22 protein-coding genes are annotated in these 25,685 nt (G+C 71.8%); 7 read left to right on the top strand and 15 right to left on the bottom strand.

The window, feature by feature from the left end:
- Positions 1 to 41: 41 nt before the first annotated feature.
- From AB0J76_RS32450 to AB0J76_RS32435, 4 genes are read right to left on the bottom strand one after another with little or no spacing between them, the layout of a single operon-like run.
- Positions 42 to 788: an AMP-binding protein gene (locus AB0J76_RS32450; protein ID WP_352324855.1), complete on the bottom strand. Its 747-nt coding sequence runs from the start codon at positions 786 to 788 to the stop codon at positions 42 to 44.
- A gap of 55 nt (positions 789 to 843) precedes the next feature.
- Positions 844 to 1,635, bottom strand: coding sequence for a hypothetical protein (locus AB0J76_RS32445; RefSeq protein ID WP_352324854.1), 792 nt, complete (start codon positions 1,633 to 1,635; stop codon positions 844 to 846).
- A complete protein-coding gene (locus AB0J76_RS32440) occupies positions 1,632 to 2,855 on the bottom strand; it encodes a divalent metal cation transporter (protein ID WP_352324853.1) in 1,224 nt (407 codons plus the stop codon). Before AB0J76_RS32440 ends, AB0J76_RS32445 begins: the two co-directional genes overlap by 4 nt.
- Positions 2,852 to 3,259, bottom strand: a complete 408-nt coding sequence (locus tag AB0J76_RS32435; RefSeq protein ID WP_352324852.1) for a hypothetical protein — start codon at positions 3,257 to 3,259, stop codon at positions 2,852 to 2,854. Before AB0J76_RS32435 ends, AB0J76_RS32440 begins: the two co-directional genes overlap by 4 nt.
- Before the next feature lie 278 nt (positions 3,260 to 3,537).
- Between AB0J76_RS32435 and typA the strand changes: the two genes are divergently transcribed.
- Both typA and AB0J76_RS32425 read left to right on the top strand, forming a co-directional pair.
- On the top strand, positions 3,538 to 5,388 hold the full coding sequence (typA, locus tag AB0J76_RS32430; protein WP_352324851.1) for a translational GTPase TypA: 1,851 nt from the start codon (positions 3,538 to 3,540) through the stop codon (positions 5,386 to 5,388).
- Between the two features lie 299 nt (positions 5,389 to 5,687).
- Positions 5,688 to 8,126, top strand: coding sequence for a hypothetical protein (locus tag AB0J76_RS32425; RefSeq protein WP_352324850.1), 2,439 nt, complete (start codon positions 5,688 to 5,690; stop codon positions 8,124 to 8,126).
- 3 nt (positions 8,127 to 8,129) lie between these two features.
- Here AB0J76_RS32425 and AB0J76_RS32420 read toward each other — a convergent pair whose 3' ends face one another.
- From AB0J76_RS32420 to AB0J76_RS32410, 3 genes are read right to left on the bottom strand one after another with little or no spacing between them, the layout of a single operon-like run.
- Positions 8,130 to 8,780, bottom strand: coding sequence for a DUF2461 domain-containing protein (locus AB0J76_RS32420; RefSeq protein WP_352324849.1), 651 nt, complete (start codon positions 8,778 to 8,780; stop codon positions 8,130 to 8,132).
- A 21-nt stretch (positions 8,781 to 8,801) separates the two neighbouring features.
- Positions 8,802 to 9,560: a polysaccharide deacetylase family protein gene (locus tag AB0J76_RS32415; RefSeq protein WP_352324848.1), complete on the bottom strand. Its 759-nt coding sequence runs from the start codon at positions 9,558 to 9,560 to the stop codon at positions 8,802 to 8,804.
- A gap of 46 nt (positions 9,561 to 9,606) precedes the next feature.
- Positions 9,607 to 9,912, bottom strand: coding sequence for a hypothetical protein (locus AB0J76_RS32410; RefSeq protein WP_352324847.1), 306 nt, complete (start codon positions 9,910 to 9,912; stop codon positions 9,607 to 9,609).
- 172 nt (positions 9,913 to 10,084) lie between these two features.
- Between AB0J76_RS32410 and AB0J76_RS32405 the strand changes: the two genes are divergently transcribed.
- Positions 10,085 to 11,020: a sensor histidine kinase gene (locus tag AB0J76_RS32405; RefSeq protein WP_352324846.1), complete on the top strand. Its 936-nt coding sequence runs from the start codon at positions 10,085 to 10,087 to the stop codon at positions 11,018 to 11,020.
- Here the strand turns inward: AB0J76_RS32405 and AB0J76_RS32400 are convergent.
- Positions 11,017 to 11,604: a sigma-70 family RNA polymerase sigma factor gene (locus AB0J76_RS32400; protein WP_352324845.1), complete on the bottom strand. Its 588-nt coding sequence runs from the start codon at positions 11,602 to 11,604 to the stop codon at positions 11,017 to 11,019. The two genes, AB0J76_RS32405 and AB0J76_RS32400, sit on opposite strands and share 4 nt — an antisense overlap.
- 249 nt (positions 11,605 to 11,853) lie before the next feature.
- Between AB0J76_RS32400 and AB0J76_RS32395 the strand changes: the two genes are divergently transcribed.
- A complete protein-coding gene (locus AB0J76_RS32395) occupies positions 11,854 to 12,927 on the top strand; it encodes a PLP-dependent cysteine synthase family protein (RefSeq protein WP_352324844.1) in 1,074 nt (357 codons plus the stop codon).
- A 5-nt stretch (positions 12,928 to 12,932) separates the two neighbouring features.
- Here the strand turns inward: AB0J76_RS32395 and AB0J76_RS32390 are convergent, their stop codons facing one another.
- Entirely contained in the window at positions 12,933 to 13,913 is a 981-nt protein-coding gene (locus AB0J76_RS32390) for an iron-siderophore ABC transporter substrate-binding protein (RefSeq protein WP_352324843.1), read from the bottom strand.
- 97 nt (positions 13,914 to 14,010) lie between these two features.
- Here AB0J76_RS32390 and AB0J76_RS32385 point away from each other — a divergent pair, with 97 nt between their 5' ends.
- From AB0J76_RS32385 to AB0J76_RS32375, 3 genes are read left to right on the top strand one after another with little or no spacing between them, the layout of a single operon-like run.
- Positions 14,011 to 15,039, top strand: a complete 1,029-nt coding sequence (locus tag AB0J76_RS32385; RefSeq protein WP_352324842.1) for an iron ABC transporter permease — start codon at positions 14,011 to 14,013, stop codon at positions 15,037 to 15,039.
- Entirely contained in the window at positions 15,036 to 16,079 is a 1,044-nt protein-coding gene (locus AB0J76_RS32380; RefSeq protein WP_352324841.1) for an iron chelate uptake ABC transporter family permease subunit, read from the top strand. Before AB0J76_RS32385 ends, AB0J76_RS32380 begins: the two co-directional genes overlap by 4 nt.
- On the top strand, positions 16,076 to 16,870 hold the full coding sequence (locus tag AB0J76_RS32375; protein WP_352324840.1) for an ABC transporter ATP-binding protein: 795 nt from the start codon (positions 16,076 to 16,078) through the stop codon (positions 16,868 to 16,870). The genes AB0J76_RS32380 and AB0J76_RS32375 overlap by 4 nt, the downstream gene beginning before the upstream one ends.
- A gap of 136 nt (positions 16,871 to 17,006) precedes the next feature.
- On the opposite strand, the gene AB0J76_RS32370 is transcribed toward AB0J76_RS32375, so the two are convergent.
- From AB0J76_RS32370 to AB0J76_RS32345, 6 genes are all read right to left on the bottom strand, one after another.
- Positions 17,007 to 18,683, bottom strand: coding sequence for a tetratricopeptide repeat protein (locus AB0J76_RS32370; protein WP_352324839.1), 1,677 nt, complete (start codon positions 18,681 to 18,683; stop codon positions 17,007 to 17,009).
- A 253-nt stretch (positions 18,684 to 18,936) separates the two neighbouring features.
- Entirely contained in the window at positions 18,937 to 20,112 is a 1,176-nt protein-coding gene (ftsY, locus tag AB0J76_RS32365; protein ID WP_352324838.1) for a signal recognition particle-docking protein FtsY, read from the bottom strand.
- 67 nt (positions 20,113 to 20,179) lie between these two features.
- Positions 20,180 to 23,881 carry a chromosome segregation protein SMC gene (gene smc / locus AB0J76_RS32360; protein WP_364391532.1) on the bottom strand — a complete coding sequence of 1,234 codons (3,702 nt, stop codon included), beginning with the start codon at positions 23,879 to 23,881 and terminating at the stop codon, positions 20,180 to 20,182.
- Between the two features lie 161 nt (positions 23,882 to 24,042).
- Positions 24,043 to 24,237 (bottom strand): hypothetical protein, encoded by a 195-nt coding sequence (locus tag AB0J76_RS32355; protein WP_026214481.1) that lies wholly within the window; start codon positions 24,235 to 24,237, stop codon positions 24,043 to 24,045.
- 190 nt (positions 24,238 to 24,427) lie between these two features.
- On the bottom strand, positions 24,428 to 24,736 hold the full coding sequence (locus AB0J76_RS32350) for an acylphosphatase (RefSeq protein WP_352324815.1): 309 nt from the start codon (positions 24,734 to 24,736) through the stop codon (positions 24,428 to 24,430).
- Entirely contained in the window at positions 24,733 to 25,635 is a 903-nt protein-coding gene (locus AB0J76_RS32345) for a LysR family transcriptional regulator (RefSeq protein WP_352324816.1), read from the bottom strand. The genes AB0J76_RS32350 and AB0J76_RS32345 overlap by 4 nt, the downstream gene beginning before the upstream one ends.
- Positions 25,636 to 25,685: the final 50 nt, after the last annotated feature.

The raw sequence follows: 25,685 nt of genomic DNA, 5'->3' as shown, positions 1-25,685 counted from the left end.
GCGTCGCCGAAGGATCACACTCTTGCACAGTGTCGCACTTTTCACAGGCCAAGCGAGCTGACGATCGCCCTTTCGTCCACAACGCGCAGAATGGGGTTTCCCACCAGCCGCCTGGCGACGTCATAGGGCGCCACGACCATGGTGGCCCTGCGCTCGGCGGCCAGCACCCGGCAGCCGATGACGGTCGGCTCGTTGGCGGCGATCACCACGTGGGCGCCCGACATCAGCGCCAGGTCGAGCACCCGCAGCCCCTTGAGCAGGTCGCCGGCCGCGTTGACCACGACGTCGTCCTTGCCGACCACCAGGCGGGCGGCCAGGTTGCGCAGGTCGGCGGCGAGCTCGTCGTGGTCGAGCACCCGGCCGCCGCCCGGCGCCAGCGCCGCGCCCGCCAGCGGGCCGAACTCCACCGGGCTCGCGTTGAGCAGCCCGGCGAACGGCAGCGCGCCGGGCGAGGGACGGAAGGCGTAGACCCGGTCGGCGGCGGCGCCGCCGGGTTCGCGGGGACCGCGGGTGATCACCATGCGGACCGGGCCGGGGCCGCCCAGCACGGCGACGCCGCCCGCCCAGGCCACCGCGTGGACCGCCACCGCCAGCGACGCGCCGAGCGGCAGGTCGATGAGGACGCGGTCGCCGTAGCCCAGCCCGTCGCGCCGCAGCCCGCCCGCCGCGCGGGTGACCCGCCTGGCGAACTGCGCGTACGACAGCACCTCGCCGGTCCTGACGTCGCTCACCGCCGGCTGGTCGCCCTTGCTCGGTGCCGAGCCCATAACCAGCTCTGTCCACGTCATGACGACAATGTAGGGACCGCGACGGCTCCTGCCATGCACACAAATGTGCAACCTGCTATGTACGTCCCGGCTCGCGCTCGTACAGCTCGGTGAGGGGGGCGAGCCGGTCGGCGGGCACGTTCAGGCGCAGGCCGGCGCCGGGCTCCTCCGACCAGGAGCCCGCCCAGGCCAGCTGCTCCCAGGCCACCAGCCTGCTGCCCTTGAGGCGGCGCCTGATCAGGGCCTCGACCAGCCAGGGGGCCCGGCCGCCGGGGCCGCGCTCGTACCCGAAGAGCTTGCCGGTGCGGCGCGGCACGACGATGAGGCCGCTGACCCGGAACGCGTTCTGCACGCCCATCAGCAGCGGGCCGTCCTGGCACAGCCGCACGTCGGCGACCCTGCCGACCACCTCGCCGGCCGCGTCGGTCACCGTGCGGCCCTTGAACCAGCTGATCCTCGGGGCGGAGCCGGCGGCGTGCACGACCTCTCCTGCGGGCCGGCGCTCGCCGCCGCTGCCGGGGATCCGGGCGATCACGTTCTCCCGCGCCCAGCGTTCGAGGGCGGGCTCGGCCAGCTCGCCGCTCACCTTGATCGCGCTGCCGATCTCGGTGACCAGGTGCATGGGGACGCGCCGGGGCTGCGGGTGCTCCTCCGGCCGGAACAGCGTGGTCACCGAGCTCATCAGCCAGCCGGGCAGGCCGCCGATGCGGGGGGCGAGCGCGAGCGGCCCGGCGAGCAGGGCCGCCACGTACGGCGGGTCGCCGGCCAGCTCCAGGTCGTCCACCTTGCACACGGGCTCGCCGTCGTCGGCGCCGACCACCTGCCGGTCGAGCAGGTGCAGGTCGGCGTGGAGCTCCCGGGCCCTCATTGGCCCGCCTTCGTGGCGAGCAGCAGCGGGATCGCCGCCACCGCGACCACCGACAGCAGGATCATGTACGCGGTGCCGACGGCGTTGGTGAACCGGCTGTTGACCTGGTCGTTCATGTAGTCGGGATCGTTGGCGATCATCAGCACGGGCAGGTACGTCAACGGCAGCGCGGCGGCCGAGAAGACCAGCGAGTACTCCGTCACCATGACCGGGTCGACGGTCGTCAGGATGAGCGCCGCGGCCAGCACGACCGCGACCAGCACCACGACGTGGAACCGGGCGGCGTCCCTCGGCCGCACCCGCTTGCCCCACCGCCAGCCGAAGTACTGGCTGAGCGTGTACCCCGACGACAGCGCGGTCTCCAGCGTCGCGCCGAACGTGGCCGCGAACACCCCGATGATCGCCATCGCCAGCCCGATCCTGCCCAGCCCGACGCCCACCGGCAGCACCATCTGCGCCAGCGAGTCCACCTGGATCTGCGCGGGCAGGAACACCGCGGCGGCGCAGACCATGATGGTCAGCGACAACAGGCCGCCGAGCGGGAAGCCGACGAACACGTTGGCGCGGGCGGTCACCAGGTCCCCGCGCGTCCACCGCTCCTCGACGCCGCCGGAGGAGAAGAAGAACACCTCGTACGGGGTCATCGCGCCGCCGAGCAGCGCGACCGCGTAGTACCAGTAGGTCGCCGCCCCCTCGGCCTGCGGCGGCGCGGCGAGCTGGCTGCCCAGCTGCCCCCAGTCGGGGCCGAGCTGCCAGGCCGCCACCCCGAAGACCACCAGCGCGAGCCCGGCCAGCCCGAACACCCGTTCCATGGTCTCGAACTTGACGCGCCACATCACCAGCCAGGCGACCAGCGCCACCCCCGGCACCCACAGCAGGTAGTTGACGCCGGTGGCCAGCTCCAGGGCGAGCGACGCGCCGCCGATCTCCGCGGCCAGCGTGAGCAGGTTGATGAGGAACGACGCCCCCAGGTTGAGCAGGCCGGCCCGCGGTCCGAGCCGCTCGCGGACGAGGTCGAACACCGGCCGGCCGGAGACCGCGGCGATCCTGCCGGACATCTCGGCGAACAGGCAGATGCCCACCACGCCGACCACCACGACCCACGCCAGCGACATCCCGAACCGGGCTCCGACCAGCGAGTTGGCCACGAGGTCGCCGATGTCCACGAAGCCGCCGACGGCGCTGAGGATGCCGAGCGTGACGGCGAAGAGCTTCTTCACCCCAGCGCCTCCAGCTCCCGCACCGCCCGGGCGGGGTCCTTGATCCGGTCCCGGCGTACCTGGATGAGCAGGTCGTCCACCAGCTCCTCGGCCCGCTGGATCCGGTCGAGCAGCCGCTCGCGCAGCTGGTCGGACCGCTCGGACGGCGGCTGGACCCCGCCGAACTGGTCGCCGACCGCGTCCAGCTCGCCGGCCGCGTCGGTGAGCACGACCTTGAGGTACGGCCTGGTCAGCCGGTGGGAGTTCTGGACCGCCAGGCGGACGATCCGGATGGTGGAGGAGACGCTCTCGTCCGACTGCTCGGCCTTGAGGGCGTAGTCGTGGTCGTCCCAGGCGGGGCTCACGCAGCCGGCCGCCCCCACGAGCAGCACGAGCAGCACGAGCAGGGCCGCTGTCCGCCTCACGTGCGGCCTCGCAGCAGGAAATAGGCCAGCAGCCCCAGGAGCAGCGCGAACTGCCCCCACGCGACGAGCAGCACCAGCCCTTCGTCCCTCACGGTCGCTCCCTGCCCTGCTCCCCATGATCCATGCGGGACGCCGGGAATCAGACGCGCCGGCCGATGCGTTCACCCCTACAGCGCCGCAGACGCCTTGTCCCGCTCTTGTCACGAGAGGGGATCAACTAGACTTGGTGGGTCGCGACTTCGCGCGGCCGCCCCCACGACACAGAGCGAGAAGTCATCATGCCTTTGAACAGCCGCGACGACCTGCGGAACATCGCGATCATCGCGCACGTCGACCATGGCAAGACCACACTGGTCGACGCCATGCTCTGGCAGTCCGGGGCCTTCCGCGCGAACCAGGACGTCGACGACCGGGTCATGGACTCCAACGATTTGGAGCGCGAGAAGGGCATCACCATTCTCGCCAAGAACACCGCCGTCAAGCACGGCGGCATGACCCTGAACATCATCGACACCCCCGGCCACGCCGACTTCGGCGGCGAGGTCGAGCGCGGCCTGTCCATGGTCGACGGTGTGGTGCTGCTGGTCGACGCCTCCGAGGGCCCGCTGCCGCAGACCCGGTTCGTGCTGCGCAAGGCGTTCGCCGCCAAGATGCCGGTCATCCTGTGCATCAACAAGGTCGACCGCCCCGACGCCCGCATCAAGGAGGTCGTCGACGAGGTCTACGAGCTCTTCATGGACCTCGACGCCACCGAGGAGCAGATCGACTTCCCGATCGTCTACGCCTCGGCCAAGGCCGGCCGCGCCTCCATGAACCGTCCCGACGACGGCGGCATGCCCGACTCGGAGGACCTGGAGCCGCTGTTCGACATCATCAAGTCGACGATCCCGGCGCCCACGTACGACCCCAACGCCCCGCTGCAGGCGCACGTCACCAACCTCGACGCCTCCTCCTACCTGGGCCGCATCGCGCTGTGCCGGATCCACCAGGGCATCATGCGCAAGGGCCAGCAGGTCGCCTGGTGCCGTACCGACGGCACGATCCAGAAGGTGAAGATCACCGAGCTGCTGATGACGGAGGCGCTGGAGCGCAAGCCGGCCGAGGAGGCCGGCCCCGGCGACATCATCGCCATCGCCGGCATCCCCGAGATCATGATCGGCGAGACGCTGGCCGACCCGGAGGACCCGCGCCCGCTGCCGCTGATCACGGTCGACGAGCCGGCGATCTCGATGACGATCGGCACCAACACCTCGCCGCTGGTCGGCAAGGTCAAGGGCTCGAAGGTCACTGCCCGCATGGTCAAGGACCGGCTCGACAAGGAGCTGGTCGGCAACGTGTCGCTGCGCGTGCTGCCCACCGACCGTCCCGACGCCTGGGAGGTGCAGGGCCGCGGTGAGCTGGCGCTGGCCATCCTCGTCGAGCAGATGCGCCGCGAGGGCTACGAGCTGACCGTCGGCAAGCCGCAGGTGGTCACCAAGACCATCGACGGCAAGGTGCACGAGCCGGTCGAGCGCCTGACGGTCGACTGCCCGGAGGAGTACCTCGGCGCGGTCACCCAGCTCCTGGCCGTCCGCAAGGGCCGCATGGAGCACATGACCAACCACGGCACCGGCTGGATCCGCATGGAGTTCGTGGTCCCGGCCCGCGGCCTGATCGGCTTCCGCACCGAGTTCCTGACCGAGACCCGCGGCACCGGCCTGGTCCACCACGTCTTCGACTCCTACGAGCCCTGGTTCGGCGAGCTGCGCACCCGCAACAACGGCTCGCTGGTGGCCGACCGGTCGGGCCCGGTGACCGCGTTCGCCATGCTCAACCTCCAGGAGCGCGGCACGCTGTTCGTCTCGCCGACCACCGAGGTCTACGAGGGCATGATCATCGGTGAGAACTCGCGTTCCGACGACATGGACGTGAACATCACCAAGGAGAAGAAGCTCACGAACATGCGCTCGTCCACGAGCGAGGAGACCGAGAAGGTCATCCCGCCGCGGACGCTCTCGCTGGAGCAGGCGCTGGAGTTCATCCGCGAGGACGAGTGCGTGGAGATCACGCCCGACGCGGTCCGCATCCGCAAGGTCGTGCTCGACGCCGCCGCCCGCGGCCGCGCCGCCGCCCGCGCCAAGCGCGCCTGATTCGTTCTCCCCGCACCACGGCCGCGTGTCACTTTTCCCGGTGACACGCGGCTTTCGTGTCAGCAGATCCTGTCAACGAATGGCCCGAGCACGCGCGATGGAACGCCTCTCCCGGGTCACGGTGTAAAGAAACGCGGTCATGAGACCATCTGTGATAACACCGTGACCCTATGCCATAGAACATTTCGGCATGCCGGAGAATCATCCCCATTGTGGGAAAGCTCCGGATGGCGATTTCATTCGGGCTGGCTCTGGTGTCGTTCGGGGCGATTGTTTGGTGCACCATCGCAGCCAGACCCGTGACCGGGTCCGACAGGCCCAAGAGCACCGTCGTGACCAACCCCTGGGCGGCCGCCGCCGCCCGCGCCGACCCGGCCGCCGGATGGGCCCGTACGGCCGCCACCGAGGTCTCGGTCGCCCCGGCCCGCGCGGCCGACCTCGGCGCCGTCCCCGAGGGGCGGATTGATCCCCGGCAGCGTCAGGTCAGGATCACCGTCAGGCACCGGCTGGGCCTGCGTCCCGACGACCCGCTGGCCGAGGCGCTGCGCCAGGGCGGCGGCTTCCCCGGCACGCTGCCGCAGGTGACCGACTCCGGGTTCGGCGCGCTCAAGGCGGACGGCCAGAGCCTGGCGCCCACCACCCGGCTCGCGCCGCTCATCGTCTCCTCGCCGGGGCACGTCACGGCCGAGTTCACCGTGACGCTGCTGCGTCAGGTCAAGGTCGACGGGCTGCTCCGGCTCGATTTCACCTCGCCGACCGCGCTCCCGCTGATCGTCGTGGTGCGCACGGTCACCGTCCTGCCCGGCGAGTGGACCGTGCTGCGCGTCGAGGGCATCCAGCCGGAACGGCAGGAGCGCGGCCTGCTGCGCTTCTCCGTCGGCGCCTACCCGGTGAGCCTGACGCTGGCCCCCGGCTCCTACGGCTTCCCCGACGTCGCCGAGGAGGACGACTTCTCCTGGGCCACCGCGCTCGGCGTGCTCACGGCGTGCGCGCTGGCGGTGTTCCTGGTGCGCTCGCTCGGCCGGCGGTGGTGGCAGCGGGTGCCCAACAGGGAGCTGGTCGTCGGCCTGGCCATCGCCGCGCCGGCCCTGCTGATCCCGCTGGTCGCCGCGGAGTGGTCGCCGGTCGGGTACGTGATCCTGTTCGTCGCCGTGCCGGTGATGGCCCTGCGGCACGCCGGACGGGTGCTGCCCACCAGCCCGCCGTGGACCGGCCGCGACCTGCTCACGGTGACCGGGCTCGGCCTGCTGGTCGGGCTCGGCATGCTGAGCTGGTCGTGGCTGCACGGCCAGCTCCCCGGACGCGTGCTGCTGACCGGCGGAGCCGTCGCGGCCCTGGCGGCGGCGGGCGCGGCGGTCGGCTTCAGCGTGGACCTCGGGGTCAGGCCGGTGGTCGTGCGCCTGGCCGCGCTGTGGGCCGAGGCCGCGGTCGGGCTGCTGGCGCTGGCCCTGTGGCTGCGGGCGCTCCTGGACGGCGTGTACCCGCCCGACAGCGTCCGGCTGCTGCTGGCGCTGAGCTGGGCGATGATCCCCGTGGCGGCGGTCACCGTGGCGACCAGGCGGTGGAGCCGGGGCGCGGTGGTGGGCGCCGTCGTGGTGAGCCTGCTGGTGCAGGGCTGGCCCACGGAATGGCTGGACGCGGGGTCGTGGAGCCTGGCCGTGCCGCGGGCGGCCGTCCCGACGATCGGGAGCCTGCCGCTGGACCCGCTGGTCCGCGGGGTGCTCGGGCTGCTGCTGCTCGGGTTCGTGATGCTGGTGCTGCGGCTGTGGCGGCTGGGCTGCCGGCCGGCGGCGATGCGCGACCCCGCCGCCGAGTCGACGATGGTCGTCGTGCTGATGGTGCTCTACATCACGCCCGGCGGCAGCACGACGCTGGCCGACATCGACGTGCCGCTGCCGCTGCTGGCCATCACCTCGATCGTGGCCTGGCTGACCGCGCGCTGGCTGCTGGCCGGGCCGCCCGCGTCCGTCGTGGAGCCGGACACGCAGGAGGAGCACCGGCAGTTCGTCCGCGCGGCCCTGCACCGGCGCCTGCTGCTGCTCGCCGAGCAGGAGCTGTACCGCGCGGGACGGACCAGGCTGGCCGCGGACATGTCGATGGCCGAGTTCGACCAGCGGCGGCAGTCGCTGGAGTCGGCGCTGCGCGAGCACGGCCGCCATCCCGAGACCGCCTTCGCCACGGCGGCCGGCTGCACGCCCTGGCACAACGGCGTGTCGGCGTTCACCGTCAGCCTGCTGCTCAGCCTGCCCTTCGCGCTGGTCTACGGCCGGCCGGAGGGCGCGGACCTGACCAGCTTCCTGTTCGACGGCCGCTACCTGCTCACCCTGCCCGCGTTCGGCTTCCTGTTCGGCTACTTCTACCCATGTGTCAGGGGCACCCAGCCGATGACCAAGGCCCTGCACCTGGCCGTCGCGGCCCTGCTGACCAGCCTGGCCGGCTACCTGTCGACGCTGGTCGAGCCGGACATCGGCGCCCTGGACAAGGCGCAGGTCGTGGCCATCGTGGTGGGGCAGGTGATGATGGTCTGCGTCGGGCTCGGGCTGTTCTGGGAGTGGCGGATCATGCACCTGGCCGGCGAGCCGTGGGCCAGGGTGCGCAACCTGCGCAGCGTGCGCAGCCTGGCCGCGCCGACCCTGGCCCTGGCGCTGGCCGTGGGCACGACGGCGGCCAGCTCGGCGGCCGGCCAGACGGTCGACCGCATCCTGAAGGGCGACCAGGTCACCACGAGCCAGCGGTGAGGCTCAGCGGCGCGGCAGCTCGCTGCCCCTGACGTGCGCGCACTGCCAGTCGACCAGCGCGGCGAAGTCGCGCCAGGCCCGCTCGACGCGGCCGCGCACCTCGGCCGTGTGCACCCACGGCTCCGGCTCGTGGCGGACGCCCGCGTACAGGGACCTGTGGCGCAGCAGCTCGATGCGCGGGTGGTCCTCGTCGAAGCCGCGCGGCCTGGTCTTCAGCCGGTCGCCGCCGATCGTGTAGCCGGCGTCGGCGAGCCGGGCCGTGATCGACTCCAGCGGCTTGCCGGTGACGTCCTCGTCCACGGCCGCGCGGTAGCGGGCGATCTGGTCGGCGGCCTGGGTGTAGCGGCCGCCGGCGACGTACAGGCCGGCGGCGCTGATCTCGACGTAGTAGCCGATGCCGGGCATCAGGTCGACGAAGGCGCCCTGATGGGTCTTGTACGGCGTCTTGTCCTTGGAGAAGCGCACGTCACGGTAGGGCCGGAAGAGCTGGGCCGGGCCGAACTCGGCGGCCAGCTCGTCGGTGAGCTCCGTCATGGGCCCGCGCACCGCGTCCTCGTAGAGGTGCTTGTGGCGGGTGAAGTAATGCTTGGAGTTGTCCGCCTCCAGGCCCTCGTAGAAGATGAACGCCTCGTCGGGGAAGCCGGTGAAAGCCATGGCCCAAGGGTGCCATGCCGCTCACCGTGCGGTGTACGTGCGGCCCGGCGTGGGCGGGCGGCCGTACAGCTCCGAGATCGTGACGAACGTGTAGCCCTTCCTGGCGAGGGTGTCGATCACCTTCGGCACGGCCTCGACCGTGGTGGGGTGGATGTCGTGCATGAGCACGATCGACCCCGCCTTGGCGGTGTCGGCCCGCCTGACCACGGCGGCGGGCTCGCGGTGCAGCCAGTCGAGGGTGTCGACGTCCCACAGGATCTGGGCCAGGCCCTCGCGGCGGGTCTCGGCGGCGACGGCGTCGTCGGTGCTGCCGTACGGCGGGCGCATCACCCGCATCTTGACCCCGGTCAGCCGGTGGACGAGCTCGTCGGTGTGCCCCAGCTCGTTGCGCACGCCCTCGCGGGACAGGCCGGTCAGCGACGGATGGGACCAGGAGTGGTTGCCGATCTCGTGACCCTCGTCCACGATGCGGCGGGTGATCCGGCCGCCGCTGTCGGCGGCCACCATCTCCCCCAGCACGAAGAACGTGGCCCTGACGTGGCGCTGGTGCAACAGGTCGAGCAGCTTGCCGGTGTAGGGCCCTGGACCGTCGTCGAAGGTCAGGGCCACACACTTGATCTTTCCGCAGTCGAACCTGCGGCTGCGCGGCCAGTCGGCCTGCTGCGCGATCAGCCGCTTGGCCAGGACCTCAGGACTGACCTGCGGCCGGATCATGGCGGAATGTCGGCGCGGCACCGGCTGGGCGGCGCAGCCCACGAGAACGATCAGGACGAATGGCAAAGCCCAAATGCGCATGTTTTCCCCCGAAACACCGCACGCGGGGGCCTTACGGATAGTCCTGGACCGGTCTCCCCCGTAGTTCCCTGGCCAGGTCGTCCCACCAGAGTGGGATATCCGCGTGCAGCTCCTTGTAGCGGCGCGCCACGCGCATGGCACATCCAACCGGATCCGTACCCAGATGACGACGTTTAACCGGACCTTCCTGCCAACGGTAAAAACCGTCCCTGTAGTGCACGACGAGACCTATCCAGACCGAGATGGTCGCTCCGTCCCCCACCTCGTACGCGCTGGTGACTCCCAGCCCGTGCAGCTCCGCCTGGAGTTTCTCCGCCGCCGCGCGGGCTTCGGTCACACGCCACCCCCTGCCGACGTTTCCGTACACAACAGATGTACCCAGCAACGGGCATCAGCCGTCCAAGACATGGAGTAATCATGAAACTCCGGGGAGTCACGCGCAGGCCGTTCGACGTTTTTGGTCGGCTTCCGCCGTTGCGCGGCCGGGCCGCCCTTGTTACGTTTCGGCCGTGCGCCGGGAGCGGGCACAGTCGCTGAAGCACGTCGCGGTACCGTACGACTCCGATCGGGCCTTCCTCGACCTCGTCGTGCCGCGCGTGCGAACCGCGCTGGACGAAGACCGGCGCGTGCTGGTCGTCAACCGCCCCGACCGGCTGGCGCTGCTGGCCGAGGCCCTCGACGGCGACGCGCGGCGCATCGACAGCCGCCCGGCCGGCGCCTGGTACGACCACCCCCACCGGATGCTGGCCGCCTACCACGAGTACACCCGCGGCCGGCCCACCCTGGTCGTCGGGGAGCCCGTCTGGGCGGAGCTGAGCGAGCCGCGGATCCAGGACCTCATCCGCTACGACTCGGTCGTCAACGCCGCCCTGGCCGCGGCCCCGTCCGTCATGATGTGCCTGTACGACCTGCGCGACGTGCCCGAGCCCGTCCGCGAGCTCACCCCGGTCGTCCATCCCCTGGTGCTGGAGGCGGGGAGCGAGGCGACCAGCGGGCGATTCGTCCAGCCCCACGAGCTGGTGCTCGACGGCGACGACGCGCCGTTCCCCGAGCCGGGCCCCGGGGCCTGCCTGGTGCGGTTCACGGCCCGCGAGCTCAAGCGCCTGCGCCAGACCGTCGGCGACTACGCCAGGACGGCCGGCATGGACCGCAACCTCATCTCCTCGCTGGTGCTCAGCGTCTCGGAGATCGCCGCGAACTGCGTCGAGCACGGCGCCGGGTTCGGCACCATCACGATGTGGGTGGAGAAGCGCGACCTCGTCTGCGAGATCGCCGATCCCGGCGGGGTGCTCGACGACCCCCTGCCGGGCTACATACCGCCGGAGCCCGAGTCCCCGCGGGGGTACGGGCTCTGGATCAGCCGGCAGCTCTGCGACCGGGTGCAGCTGCGCGACGAAGCAGGCGTGTTACGCGTCCGCCTTCGCCTGTCCCTGAACTCGCCCTAGGCCGCGGCGCGGGGGGCGGGAAGGCGCACGGCGCCCTCCTCCCGCGCGTAGTCCTCCAGCATGCCGCGGAGCTGGCGGCGGCCACGGTGCAGACGGGACATCACGGTGCCGATGGGCGTCCCCATGCGCTCGGCGATCTCCTTGTACGCGAACCCCTCGACGTCGGCCAGGTAGACGGCCACGCGGAAGTCCTCGGGCAGGGAGCGCAGAGCGTTCATCACGACGCTGTCGGGCAGCCGGTCGAGCGCCTCGGTCTCGGCCGAGCGCAGACCCGTCGAGGTGTGGGACTCGGCGGCGTGCAGCTGCCAGTCCTCGATGTCCTCGGCGGCCGACAACTTCGGCGAGCGCTGCTTCTTGCGGTAGTCGTTGATGAAGTTGTTGGTGAGGATGCGGTGCAGCCACGCCTTGAGGTTGGTGCCCTCGCGGAACTGGTGGTAGGACGTGTACGCCTTGGCGACCGTCTCCTGCACCAGGTCCTCGGCGTCGGCGGCGTTACGGGTCAGGCGCATGGCGGAAGCGAACAGCTGCGACGTCACGGGCACGACATCGCGCTCGAACCAGTCCTGGCGCTGCTCATCGGTCATAGTGATCAATTCATTCCCCCTTGCGCTATCCCCCGTTCGGCACAAGCCGCCTGACAGCGTTCCTCATCCTCGCAACTCCCGGGTAAGGGACGCGTTAGGAGAGTCCGCATAGGTCAGAAGGGGTTTGTCGTCCATCTGGCTCGCGGCGTGCGTGGTCACGTCCACGGCCGGACAAGTCTCATTATCATAACACTACCCACCCAATTTCATAGGAATAGTGGTCAGAGTCACAGGGGATAGCGTATGGACATGGAATCTGTGGACCGTCACGACACGGGGACACGTCGGTGGGTGGCGGAGGCCATCCGCAAGGTGGAGGCCGACGCCAACCGAAGTTGTGACACTCACCTGCACGTCTTTCCGCTTCCCTCGCACTGGGGCGTAAACCTCTACCTGAAAGACGAATCGGTGCACCCGACCGGTTCACTCAAGCACCGGCTCGCGCGGTCCCTGTTCCTGTACGGCCTCGCCAACGGCTGGATCGGCCCGGCCACCACGATCGTGGAGGCGTCCAGCGGCTCGACCGCGGTCAGCGAGGCGTATTTCGCCCGGTTGCTCGGGCTGCCGTTCATCGCCGTCATGCCCGCGTCCACGTCGCCCGAGAAGTGCCATCTCATCGAGTTCTACGGCGGGAAATGTCACCTCGTCGCCGACCCCGGGGCGATCTATGACGAATCTCACCGGCTGGCCGCCGAGACCGGGGGCCACTTCATGGACCAGTTCACCTACGCCGAACGCGCGACCGACTGGCGTGGCAACAACAACATCGCCGAGTCGATCTATTCCCAGATGTCCATGGAGCCGCATCCCGAGCCCGCCTGGATCGTCGTCGGCGCCGGCACCGGCGGCACGTCGTCCACCATCGGCCGCTACATCCGCTACCGCCGCCACCCCACCCGCCTGGCCGTGGTCGACCCGGAGGGCTCGGCGTTCTACCCCGGCTGGGTCTCCGGCGACCCCACGGTGACGGCCTCGGGGTCGCGGATCGAGGGCATCGGGCGTCCCCGGGTGGAGCCGTCGTTCCTGCCCAGCGTGATCGACCGCATGATCGCCGTCCCCGACGCCCGCTCGATCGCCGCCATGCACTGGACCCGCGAGGTCACCGGCCTGGACGTCGGCGGCTCCACCGGGACGAACATGGCGGCGTGCGTCGAGCTCGTCGGGGAGATGCGCGAAGCGGGCGTCCAGGGCAGCGTCGTCACCCTGATCTGCGACCGCGGCGACCGCTACAAGGGCACCTACGACAACCCGGAGTGGCTGGCCGGCCAGGGGCTCGACCTCGAACCCCACCTGGCCGGCCTGCGGGCGTTCCTGCCGCGCTGAGCGCCCTAGGCCGCCTTGGCGGGGTCGACCGAGAAGGTCTTGGCCAGGTCGTCCAGGATGGCGTGGGCGCCCTGGATGCCCACGGCGCTCATCCAGGTCAGGTCGCTGACCTCGTGCTTGTCCCCCTTGAGCCGCCCCCACAGCGGGTTGCCGACGAACTTCTCCTTGGGGCCGTCGCTGGCCGGGTCGGGGTAGGTGGCGACGAAGATGTGGTCGGCGTCGAGGTCGGCGATGCGCTCCTGGCTGACGTCCACGGCGATGGCGTCGTCCTTGGTCGGCTGGCCCTGCGGGCGGGGGAAGCCGACGTCCTTCAGCACCACCCCGGAGTAGGACTTCTCGACGTAGAGCCGGACGGTGGGCTCACCGGCGAAGCGCACGATCGAGACGGTCGGCAGCTTCCCGCCCGCCTTCTCCTTGATCGCGGCCCCGATCGTGCCCGCGCGCTCCTCGAACGCCTTGATCCGGGAGTCGGCCAGCTCCTCCTTGCCCAGGGCGCGGCCCATGAGCCGCAGGTTCTCCTTCCAGATGGCGCCGGTCGTCTCGCTGAAGACGGTCGGCGCGATCTTCGACAGCTTGTCGTACAGGGCCTCGTGGCGGACCTTGGCCGAGACGATCAGGTCGGGCTTGAGCGCGGCGATCTTCTCCAGGCTGGGCTGCTCCAGCGTGCCGACCGGGGTCGCCTCCTTGCCGTACCGGGCGACGAGCGGGCCGAGGTAGTCGGGCAGCTTGGCGTCGATCGACCGGTAGGTGGTGTAGCCGATCACGGGGGTCTCCAGCGTGAGCACCGCGTCCACGAAGCTCTGGTCGAGCGCGACGACCCGCTTGGGCTGCCCGGAGATCTTGGTCGAGCCCATCGCGTGCTCGATCGTCCTGGCCGCCGGGTCTGCCGACGAGTCTGCCGACGGCGTGGCCGCCGGCTCCGTCGAGCCGCACGCGGCCACCCCCGCCACCAGCAGCACACCGGCCAGCACCCGCCACGCTCTCATCGGAACCCTTTCTCGAAGTAAGGCGAACCTAAATTAGGTTAGCCCTGCCTAACCTGGCATACTTCACCACGATCGGGCAAACAAGGGGAGGAAACTGGTGACCGCGCTCGCGCCCCGCCTCCACGGCATCCGGCGCCGGCGGCTCGTCCTCCTGCTCCTCCTCCTCGCCGCCGTCGCGGCCGGGGTGGTGCTGAGCATCACGGTCGGCTCGAAGTCCGTGCCGCCGGGCGACGCCTGGCAGGCTCTCACCGCGCCCACGGGCAGCGAGAACGACATCATCATCCGCTCGCTGCGCGTACCGCGTACCGTGCTCGGGGTGCTGGCCGGGATCGCGCTCGGCGTCGCGGGCGCCCTCATGCAGGGCCACACGCGCAACCCGCTCGCCGACCCCGGCCTGCTGGGCGTCACGCAGGGCGCGGCGTTCGCCATGGTGGCCTCGATCATCCTGCTCGGCGCCTCCAGCCTGCTCGCCTACATCTGGTTCGGCCTGGCGGGCGCGCTGGTGGCCAGCGTGGCGGTGTTCGCGCTCGGCATGACGGGCGGCAGGGGCGGCCCGACGCCGGTCACGCTGGCCCTGGCCGGCACCGCGGTCAGCGCCCTGCTGTACGCCATGACCTCGGCCATCGTGCTCCTCGACGAGCAGGCCATGGACGTCTTCCGCTTCTGGCAGTCCGGCTCCATCGCCGCCAGGGGCCCCGACGTGGTCTGGCAGGTGCTCCCGTTCATCGTCGCCGGCCTGCTGCTGGCCCTGGTCAACGCCCCGGGCCTGAACGCCCTGTCGCTCGGCGAGGACGTCGCTCGCTCGCTCGGCCAGAACATCGCGCTGACCAGGACGGTCGGCGTCGCCGCCGTCACCCTGCTGTCGGGCGCGGCGGTGGCGGCCTGCGGCTCGCTGGCGTTCGTGGGCCTGATCGTGCCGCACCTGGCCCGGCCGCTGTCGGGCACCGACCACCGGTGGCTGCTGCCGTACTCGGGGCTGGTCGGGGCGGCGTTGCTGCTGGTCGCCGACGTGATCGGCCGCGTGGTCGCCCCGCCGGGCGAGCTGGAGGTCGGCGTGGTCCTCGCGCTGATCGGCGCGCCCTTCTTCGTCGCCCTGGTCCGCCGCAGAAAGCCGGTACGGCTATGACCGCGCTCCCCCTGCGCCTCGGCGCCCTGTCCTGGCGGCTGCGCCTGCGCGCCGTCGGCGTCGGCGTGACCGGCCTGGCGCTCCTGCTCGTGCTCATGGCGCTGAACATGCGCATCGGCGACCTGCCGATGAGCCTGGCGGAGGTGCTCCGGGGCACCTTCGACGTCGACAGCCCAGCCCACTTCGTCATCATGGAGCTACGCCTGCCGCGCGCCCTGACCGGCGCCCTGGTCGGCGCCGCGCTCGCGCTGTCCGGCGCGATCATCCAGTCCATCGCCCGCAACCCGCTGGCCAGCCCCGAGATCCTCGGCGTCACGACCGGCGCCTCGGTCACCGTCGTGGCCGGCGTGGTGGCCAGCGGCAGCGCCTACGGCGGCGCCAGCGGCCTGCTGGCCGACCTGGGCATCCCCGCGCTCGCCCTGCTCGGCGGCCTGCTCGGGGCGTCCGTCGTCTACGGCCTGGCCTGGCGGCGCGGCCTGGACGGCTACCGCCTGGTCCTGGTCGGCATCGGCGTGGCCGCCGTGTTCACGAACGTGAAGTTCTGGCTGCTGACCGTCGGCGACGTCAACGACACCGGCCGGGCCATGGTCTGGATCAGCGGCTCGCTCAACGGCCGCGGCTGGGAGCACGTGGTGCCCGTGGCGCTCGCGCTGGCGGTGCTCGTCCCGGCCACCCTGCTCGGCACCCGCTCGCTCGACGCGCTGCGCTTCGGCGACGACGTGGTCACCGCCCTCGGCGTGCGGGTGAACGCGGCCCGCGCCCTGCTGATCCTGGCCGCCGTGCTGCTGGCCGCGGTGGCCACCGCCTCGGCCGGGCCGATCGCGTTCGTGGCCCTGGCCGCGCCGCAGATCGCGCTCCGGCTGGCCCGCTCGGCCCGGCCGCCGCTGCTGTGCTCGGCGGTCACCGGGGCCGTGCTCACCGCGGGCGCCGACCTGATCGCCCGGACCGTCTTCTCCCCGATCGAACTGCCCGTCGGCATCGTCACGGCCGTGCTGGGCGCACCGTACCTGATCCACCTGATCTGGAGGGCACGCAAATGAGGCTGCAGGCCGCGGGCGTCAAGCTCGGCTACGGCGACCGGACCATCGTGGACGGCCTCGACCTGGGCGTCGAGGCGGGCACGGTGACCACCATCATCGGCCCGAACGGCTGCGGCAAGTCCACCCTCCTGCGCGCGCTCGGCCGCCTGCTCAAGCCCCAGGGCGGCCAGGTGCTGCTGGACGGCAAGCGCATCGACGCCATCCCCACCCGCGAGGTGGCCAAGATCCTCGGCGTGCTGCCGCAGGCGCCCTCCGCCCCCGAAGGGCTCACCGTGGCCGACCTGGTCGCCAGGGGCCGGCATCCGCACCAGACGTGGTATCGGCAGTGGTCCTCCGACGACGAGTCGGCCGTCGCCGCGGCGCTGACCATGACCGGCCTGGCCGACCTCGCCGAACGCCCGCTCGACGAGCTGTCGGGCGGCCAGCGGCAGCGGGCGTGGATCTCCATGGCCCTGGCCCAGGGCACCGACCTGCTGCTGCTCGACGAGCCCACCACGTTCCTCGACCTGGCCCACCAGGTGGAGGTGCTGGAGCTCGTCCGGCACCTGCACGAGGAGGCCGGCCGCACGGTCGTCATGGTCCTGCACGACCTCAACCTGGCCGCGCGCTACGCCGACCGGCTGGTGGCCATGCGCGCCGGCAAGGTCGTGGCCGCCGGCGCCCCGCACGAGGTGCTGACCGAGGAGCTGCTGCGCGAGGTGTTCGAGCTGGACGCGAAGGTCATCGAGGATCCGGTCGCGGGCACCCCTCTCGTGGTGCCGATCGGGCCGCTCGCGGCCACGCGAGCCTGACCCGGCGACGACGCCACGCCCGCTGCGGCGGCCCGGCAGCTCGGCGGACCGGGCCGGCATCCGGACACCGGCCCGCTGCCCGTCTCGGTCACCCTCCGGTGCCCGCACCCGGACACCGGCCCGCCGCCCGTCCCGGTCACCCCTCGGCCAGCGCCCGCCCGACGTCCGGGTCGCCGGGGGCCAGTTCGGCGGCTCTGAGCAGGTCCTGCCTGGCCTCCTTCGCCCGTCCCAGCTCGCGGTGGACCATCGCCCGGTTGAACAGCAGCTCGGCCGTCTCGGTCAGCTTCAGCGCGCGGGTCAGGTCGGACAGCGCGCCGTCGGGGTCGCCGCGTTCGAAGGCGAGCACGGCCCGGTTCCCCCACGCGGCGGCCAGGTCGGGGTCGATCTCCAGCGCGGCGTCGAAGGCCGCGTACGCCTCCGGGTGGCGGCCCTGGGCCGTCTCCACCTGGCCCAGCACGCAGAGCAGGTGGGCGTCGCGCGGCCGGAGCGCGAGGCCGCGCCGCACGTCCCGCCTGGCCTGCTCGTACTCGCCGTGGAGGGCGAGCAGGCCGCACCTGTTCACGTACGCGGGGGCGAAGTCGGGGTCGAGCTCCAGCGTGCGGTCGAGGTCGGCGCGGGCGCCGTCCAGGTCGCCGGCCGCGAACCGCAGCTCCGAGCGGTTGTAGTACGCCTCGGGGAAGGGCGGGCTGAGCCGCATGACGGCCTCGTAGTCGGCCAGCGCCTCCTCCGGTCTGCCCAGCTTGTTCAGCAGGTTGCCCCGGTCGAGGTAGTAGTCCGGATAGCCGGGGTCGGCGTCGATCGCCGCCGTGTAGTCGGCCAGCGCCTCCTCGTGCCGGCCGGCGCCGGCCAGCAGCTGGGCCCTGTTGGCGCGCAGCACGAGCCGGTGGATCGGGTGCTCGTCCGCCAGGTGCTCGTCGGCCAGGGCGATGGCCTGCTCGACCAGCCGCAGCGCGGCGTCCGGACGGCCGGCGCGCAGCTCCACCAGGGCCTTGCCGTTGAGGTCGAAGCCGAGGTGGAAGGCGCGTTCGCGCGGGTCGGGCAGCAACGACGTGATCGTGACGGCCTCGTTGATCCACGCCATCGCCTCGCCGGGGTCGCGGCGGGCGGGGTCGTGGTGGCGTACCAGGATCATCGCGGTGGCGTAGGCGATGGTGGCCCGGTGCTTGGGGTCGGTGCTTAGGCGCCTGGCGCGGTCGTAGAGCGCGCGGGCCTCCTCCTCGCGCTCCACCGCCTCCAGGGCCGCGGCGACGCGCTGCACGAGGGTCCGCCACCCTTCGGGGTCGTCCTCGTAGGCCATGCCGCGCAGCGCCTCGGTGCCCGACTCCACCATCGCGTGATGGAAGCCCTCGTCTCGGTAGCGGTCGAAGTCGGCGCACAGCGGGCCCTCGCCCGGCGACGACGGGCCCTCCTCGACGCGCAGCAGCCCGGGGTCGAGCCGGCGGCGCAGCACCTCGACCAGCTCGCGGTCGGTGTGGTCGGCCTCGCCCAGGTTCGACACGACGAGCGTGAGCGGCCCCGTGACGGCCAGCAGCTCGCGGACGAACTCGGCCAGCCCGTTGGCGATCCTGAGGCTGCGCCGCGCCCCCGGGATGAGGATGCGCTGCCCCCTCGGCAGGTCGTCGGCGAGCGAGCGCCTGCGCGCCGGCACGAGCGGCCGCAGGCGGGGCGCCGCGACCCGGAGCTCCACGTCATGGGCGGCGACCAGGTCGGGCCGCCGGTCGAGCGCCTCGGGGACCAGAAGGTCGAGCAGCCCGGCGGCCAGCGTGTACGGCCCGGCTGCCCGGCGGTCGGCGTCCAGGGCGATCGTCCTCACGACCGCCCCCTTCCCAACGGTCGGCGTTCCCGCGTGGAAACGCCGACCCAGAGACAGGTCAAACGCTGTGCCGCGGCGAGGCGAGCGTGGAGGGCCTGACAGTCCCGGGGCGATGGACGACGATCTTCTTCATGGGCATCCCTTACGTGATCGCGGATAACCCGAACATGTCAGCACAAAGCTAACTAACGACTCAAGACTTTTCTGGTAATGGCTATTTCGGCATGAATTAGGACATGGCCGATAAACGGGGTCAGTCGCCCAGAATCGCGTCCACGAAGACATCCGGGTCGAAAGGCGCCAGATCGTCGGGCCCCTCGCCGAGCCCCACGAGCTTGACCGGCACGCCCAGCTCGCGCTGCACGGAGATCACGATGCCGCCCTTGGCGGTGCCGTCGAGCTTGGTGAGCGCGATGCCGGTGATGTTGACCACCTCGGCGAACACCTGGGCCTGGCGCATGCCGTTCTGGCCGGTGGTGGCGTCGAGGACGAGCAGCACCTCGTCGACCGTGGCCTTCTTCTCGATGACCCGCTTGACCTTGCCCAGCTCGTCCATCAGGCCGGTCTTGGTGTGCAGGCGGCCCGCGGTGTCGACGATGACGACGTCGACCTTGTCCTCGATGCCCTTGGCCGTGGCGTCGAAGGCCACCGAGGCCGGGTCGCCGCCCTCCGGCCCGCGCACGGTCTCGGCGCCGACCCGCTCACCCCACGTCTGGAGCTGGTCGGCCGCCGCCGCGCGGAAGGTGTCGGCCGCGCCGAGCACGACCGTCTTGCCGTCGCCGATGAGCGAGCGGGCGAGCTTGCCGGTGGTGGTGGTCTTGCCCGTGCCGTTGACGCCCACGACCAGGACCACGGCGGGCCGCTCGCCGTGCTTCTGCACGTGCAGGCTGCGGTCGAGGTCGGGGTTGACCTGGGCGAGAAGCTGCTCGCGCAGCAGGGCCCTGACCTCCGCGGGCGTGCGGCTGCCCAGCACCTTGACCTTGGTACGCAGCTCCTCGACCATCGCGCGGGTCGGGGCGACGCCCACGTCGGCGGTGATCAGGCTCTCCTCGATCTCGTCCCAGACGTCGTCGTCGAGCCGGTCGCGGGACAGCAGCTCCAGCAGGCCGCGGCCGAGGGCGCTCTGCGAACGCGCCAGGCGCGAGCGCAGCCGCACCATCCGCCCGGCGGATGGCGGCGGCACCTCGACCTCGGGCGCGATGACCATCGGCTCGGCCGGCTGGACCGGCGGCGGCACCGTGGTGACCGCGCCGTCGGCCTCCTCGACCGGGCCGGCGGGCCGCTTCTCCTCCTCCGGAAGCGGCGGCGCCTCCGGCGGCGGCACGGGCGGCGCCGCCTTGCCACCCGGCCTGAACAGCAGGAAGAGGCCGCCGGCCGCCAGCAGGGCGACGACGGCCACGATCACTATGACGCCGAGGTAACCATCCACAAGATGTCAGTTTTCCAGATCGACCGGCATGGTCATGCCCAAGGCACACGGATGATGACAGGCCGGATCAGGCGGATTCGCGCTCCCGCAGGCGCTGGCTGACCACCTGGGTCACGCCGTCGCCGCGCATCGACACGCCGTAGAGGGCGTCGGCGATCTCCATCGTGCGCTTGTTGTGGGTGATGACGATGAGCTGGGAGCTCTGCCGCAACTCCTCGAACAGGGTCAGCAGCCGCTGGGTGTTGGTGTCGTCGAGGGCGGCCTCGACCTCGTCCATCACGTAGAAGGGCGAGGGCCGCGCCTTGAAGATGGAGATCAGGAACGCCACCGCGGTCAGCGAGCGCTCGCCACCCGACAGCAGGGACAGCCGCTTGACCTTCTTGCCCGGCGGCCTGGCCTCGACCTCGATGCCCGTGGTGAGCATGTCGGTGGGGTCGGTGAGCACGAGCCGCCCGTCGCCGCCGGGGAAGACCCGGCCGAAGATCTGCTCGAACTCGCGGGCGACGTCCTCGTAGGCCGAGGCGAACATCTGCTCGACGCGGTCGTCGACCTCCTTGACCACGGTCAGCAGGTCGCGCCGGGTCTTCTTGAGATCCTCCAGCTGCGAGGTCAGGAAGGCGTGGCGCTCCTCCAGCGCGGCGAACTCCTCCAGCGCCAGCGGGTTGACCTTGCCGAGCTGGGTCATCTGCCGCTCGGCGGCCCTGGCCCGCTTCTCCTGCTCCTCCCGGACGTACGGGACCGGCGGGTCGCCGGGGACGGGCGCGTCGGGGCCGTACTCGGAGACCAGCGCCTCGACCTCGACGCCGAACTCCTCCATCGCCCGCTCCTGGAGCTGCTCCAGCCGCAGGCGCTGCTCGGTGCGGGCCACCTCGCTCCCGTGGACCCGGTTGACCAGCTTGTCGAGCTCCTGGCCCAGCTCACGCACGCGCACGCGGACCTGCTTGAGCTCGGCGTCGACGGCGACGCGGGCGAGGTCGGCGTCGTCACGCTCGCGGGAGGCGAGCCGGATCGAGGAGGCGAGCGCCTCGAGCACCTGCCTGGCGCCCTTGCTGACCGCCTCGGCCAGCACGGCCTGCCGCCGGCGCCTGGCCCGCTGAGCGGCGGCCTGGGCGCGTTCCTGGCGCTCGCGCTGGGCGGCCCGCAGCAGGCCGTCGGCGCGGCCCTCGATGCCCTTGACGCGCTCCTCGGCGGTGCGCACCTGCAGGCGGGTGTCCATCTCGCGCTGCCGGGCCGTCTCGCACGTGGCGGCCAGGTCGTCGCGCAGGTCGGTGGTGGGCTCGGTCTCCAGCTCCTGGGCGTATTCGGCCTCGGCCAGCCGGATCTCCAGCTCGGCCAGCTCCGCCAGCCCTTCGGTACGGGAGCCCTGGGCTGCGGTGACGCTGCGGGCCAGGCGTTCGGCCTCGGCGTGGGCGGCGTGCGCGGCGGCCTCCAGCTGGGCCAGCCGTCTGGCCGCCGCCGCGTTGCGCTGGTCGGCCTCCCGCTGGCGGGCCCTGACCTGGTCGAGGACGCCCTGCGCGGCGCTCACCCGGGCCTGGGCCGCGGTGACCGCGCTCTGGGCCTCGTTGACGTGCGCCTGGGCCGCCTCGACGGCCGTCTGGGCCGCCTGCTCGGCCTCGATCGCCTGGTCGAGCGCCTCGGCCGTCGCCTCCGCCGTGGCCTCGGCCACCCGCAGGTCGCGGACGGCCTCGTCGAGCGCCGCCCGCACCTGCAGGACGGAGGTGCCGCCGGCCGACCCGCCACCGGCCACATGGGCCCCGAGCACGTCGCCGTCCTCGGTCACCACCCGCAGCTCGGGACGCCGCCCCACCAGCTCACGGGCCGCTTCGAGGTCGGCGACCACGACGACCTTCGCCAGGACGTGGTCGAGCGCCGGCCGCAGCTCGTCGGGCACGGTGACCAGATCGGCGGCCCACCGCCCGCCCTCGGGCGCGGCGGGCCGGGATCGCGCAACCTGGGAGTGATGCGCGGTGTCCGAAACCCCGGTCTCGGCGACCAGCAGCGTGACCTGCCCGGCGTCGGCGCCGCGCAGCAGGCCGAGCGCCTCGACGGCGGTGTCGAGCGTCTTGACCGCGACGGACTCGGCGACCGGGCCGAGCACGGCGGCAACGGCCAGCTCCGCGCCCGGCGTGACCTGCATCGAGGCGGCCAGCGGGCCCAGCACCCCGGCCAGGTCGGCGTCGAGCAGCGCGGCGCCGCCGTCGCCCTTGGCCAGGCCCAGCTCCAGGGCGTCGCGGCGGGCCCGCAGCGCGGCCACCGAGCGCTGGGCCTCCTGGTCGGCGGCGCGGGCCGTGGCGACCCCAGCCTTGGCGGCCTGGACGGCGGCCCGCGGCGCGCCGAGCCCGGCCTTGGCCTCGTCGGCGGCCACGCGGGCCTCCTCGGCGGCGGCCCTGGCCTCCTCGACCACGGCCTGGGCGGTGGCCAGCTCCTCGGCCAGCGCCGGATCGGCCGCGGGCTCCTCGGCCCGCTCGTTCTCCAGGTCGGCCAGGGCCTGCCGCTCGCGCTCGGCGGCGTCGGCCACGGCCTTCTCCAGCCGCCCGATCTCCTCCTCGGCCGCGCGTGCCCTGCTGCGCACGGAGTCGACCTGGCCGCGCAGCTTGGCCAGGCCCTCGCGGCGGTCGGCGGCGGCGCGGGCGGCCATCGCCAGGCGCCGCTCCTCCGCGCCCAGCTCGGCCTCGGCCGCGGCCCGCCGCTCGACGGCCTCGGCCAGCAGCTCCTGGGCGTGTTCGAGCTCGGCCCGCAGGATGTGCTCCTGCTCGCGCGCCTCGCCCGCCTCGCGTTCGAGGTCTTCCGGGTCGCGGCCGCGGCGTTCGATGGCGGCGGCGTCGAGGGCGTGGCGGTGGCGTTCGGCGGCGAGCTGTTCCAGGCCGGTGATGCGCTCGCGCAGGGAGGAGAGCCGGAAGAAGGTCTCCTGGGCGGCGCTCAGCCGGGGCTGGGTCTCGGCCTCGGCGGCCTCCAGGGCGGCCTCACGCTGCTGGCCCTCGGCCAGCTCGGCCTCGACCTGGTTGCGCCGGGCGGTGACGGCGGCCTCGTCGGCGGCCTCGCGTTCGAGCGTGGCGCGCAGGATGCACAGGTCGTCGGCGAGCAGCCGCAGCCGGGCGTCGCGCAGGTCGGCCTGGATGACGGCGGCCTTGCGGGCGATCTCCGCCTGGCGGCCGAGCGGCTTGAGCTGGCGGCGCAGCTCGGTGGCGAGGTCCTGGACGCGGGTGAGGTTGGCCTGCATGGAGTCGAGCTTGCGCAGCGCCTTTTCCTTGCGCTTGCGGTGTTTGAGCACGCCCGCGGCCTCTTCGATGAAGGCGCGGCGGTCTTCGGGCCCGGCGTGCAGCACGGCGTCGAGCTGGCCCTGGCCGACGATGACGTGCATCTCGCGGCCGATGCCCGAGTCGGACAGCAGCTCCTGGATGTCGAGCAGGCGGCAGGTGTCGCCGTTGATGGCGTATTCGCTCTGCCCCGAGCGGAACATCAGCCGGCTGATCGTGACCTCGGTGTAGTCGATCGGCAGCGCGCCGTCGGAGTTGTCGATGGTCAGCGTCACCTCGGCCCGGCCCAGGGGCGGCCTGGAGGAGGTGCCGGCGAAGATGACGTCCTCCATCTTGCCGCCGCGCAGCGACTTGGCGCTGTGCTCGCCCATGACCCAGGCCAGGGCGTCGACGACGTTGGACTTGCCCGAGCCGTTGGGGCCGACGACGCACGTGATGCCGGGTTCGAGGCGCAGGGCGGTCGCGGAGGCGAAGGACTTGAAGCCGCGCAGGGTGAGGCTCTTCAGGTACAAACGCCGACCCTCCTCCCCGGCCTCGGCTGAACGGGCTTCGGAAAAGCCTACTGGTCCCGGCCGCCGCTCGTGGGCATGTCGATGACCAGCGCTTTTTCACCAGGGAAAATAACAAGGGACGCCTCTTCGAGACGTCCCTGGGTCTTGCGCTCCGATCACTCTCAGGTGAGTGCCGGCTCGCGCTCCTGCAAGCGACTGAGCGCTTCGTCGCGGGTTTGCGCCGCAAGAGCGTCATTCGTGGCCTGAAGTCGGATGAGTTCTGCCTCCAGATCCCGGATACGCTGCTGCAAGCGGCGCATCTCCGAGACCATCCGAGGGTCAGGACCGCCGACGTGGCCGAGTAGAGCCTTCGCCATGGTAAAGGGTCCTCCACGCTGAGTGACCAGACTGGTTCGCGCACTTCTATTCCGCGGGAGGGGTGCGCGTGGTACTTAACAAGAGTCGCACCGGCAGTGTGGGCGGTCAAGTCGATCCAACCGCAACGCCCTACTGATAGGCACTCCCGACATACAACTATACCCTATTTGGGCCGTTTAGCAAAAGCGACTACCGCTCTACAAAACCGCCCAAACTACCTCGGGGTTCACTCCATCGTTCCACTACTCCATCGACCCTTCCCGGCGTGTCGCAACCTTTGAGCAGCTCCAACAGCTTGACGCACGCCTCCCGCGGGCCCTCCGCGACGACCTCGACCCGGCCGTCGTCGGTGTTCCGCGCCCAGCCGGTCAGGCCGAGCTCCAACGCCCTCGCGCGCGTCCACCACCGGAAGCCCACCCCCTGGACCCTCCCCCGCACCCAGGCGGTTACTCGGACGTTTTCCGAACCTTTGTCGCCATTACTCTTCGTATCCGTCATGCCGCCACCGTCTCATGCCGCCGTACGACTTCCATGGCCAACTCGTTGAAGGCCAGGATCGAGGCCGTACGTCCGGCGCGCAGCCAGGCCAGGCCCAGGATCGACGGAGGCAGGCCGTCGACCGGCACGAACGCGATGTCGGGACGGCGATGGTGGTCGGCGCTCGGCTTGCAGAAGAGCATGCCGCCGCGGTTCAGCGCGACCTGCGTCAGGCCCTCCTGGGTGGTGGCCACCGAGCCGGCCCGCGCGATCGGCCGTCCGGACGGGGTGAGGGTGGGGGCGATGTGCTCCTGCCAGCGGCGCGGCGCGGGGTCGTCGAGGCCGAACAGGGCCACCGAGGCCAGCTCCTCGGCGTCGAGGACGGCGCGGCCGGCCAGCGGATGGCGTACCGACAGCCCCAGCTCGACCGGGCAGTGGTTCAGCTCGGCGCCGCCCTCCAGGTCGGGCTCCTCAAGCGGGAGCAGCGTGAACGTCAGATCCACCCGCCCCTCGCGCAGCTTGCTGAACGGGTCGGAGAGCGGCACCTCGACCAGCTCCACCATGCAGCCGGGATACCGCCGCTCGAACGCCGCCACGCTGCCGGTGACGATCTCGGTCGGCGTGGCCAGGAACCCCACCCGCAGCAGGCCCGCGACCTCCCGCGCCGAGGCCGTGGCCCGCGACACGGCCGCCGCCATGCCGTCGTAGGCGGGCCGCAGGTCGGCCAGGAAGCGCCGGCCGAGCGGCGTCAGGCCCACCCGCCTGCTGGTGCGGTCGAACAGGCGGCCGCCGATCCGGGTCTCCAGCGACCCGATGAGCTGGCTCACCCGGCCGGGCGACAGATAGAGGCGCTCGGCCGTACGCGCGAAGTGCAGCTCCTCGCTCAGCACGACGAAGCACTCCAGTTCCCTGAACTCCATGCCACTCCCCCGGACGCGATCACTTAGCCTGCCTAAAGCAAGGCTTCGAG

This window comes from Nonomuraea sp. NPDC049624 (assembly GCF_040675255.1).
GTDB lineage: Bacteria > Actinomycetota > Actinomycetes > Streptosporangiales > Streptosporangiaceae > Nonomuraea.
This window is presented reverse-complemented; position numbering and strand designations above follow the sequence as displayed.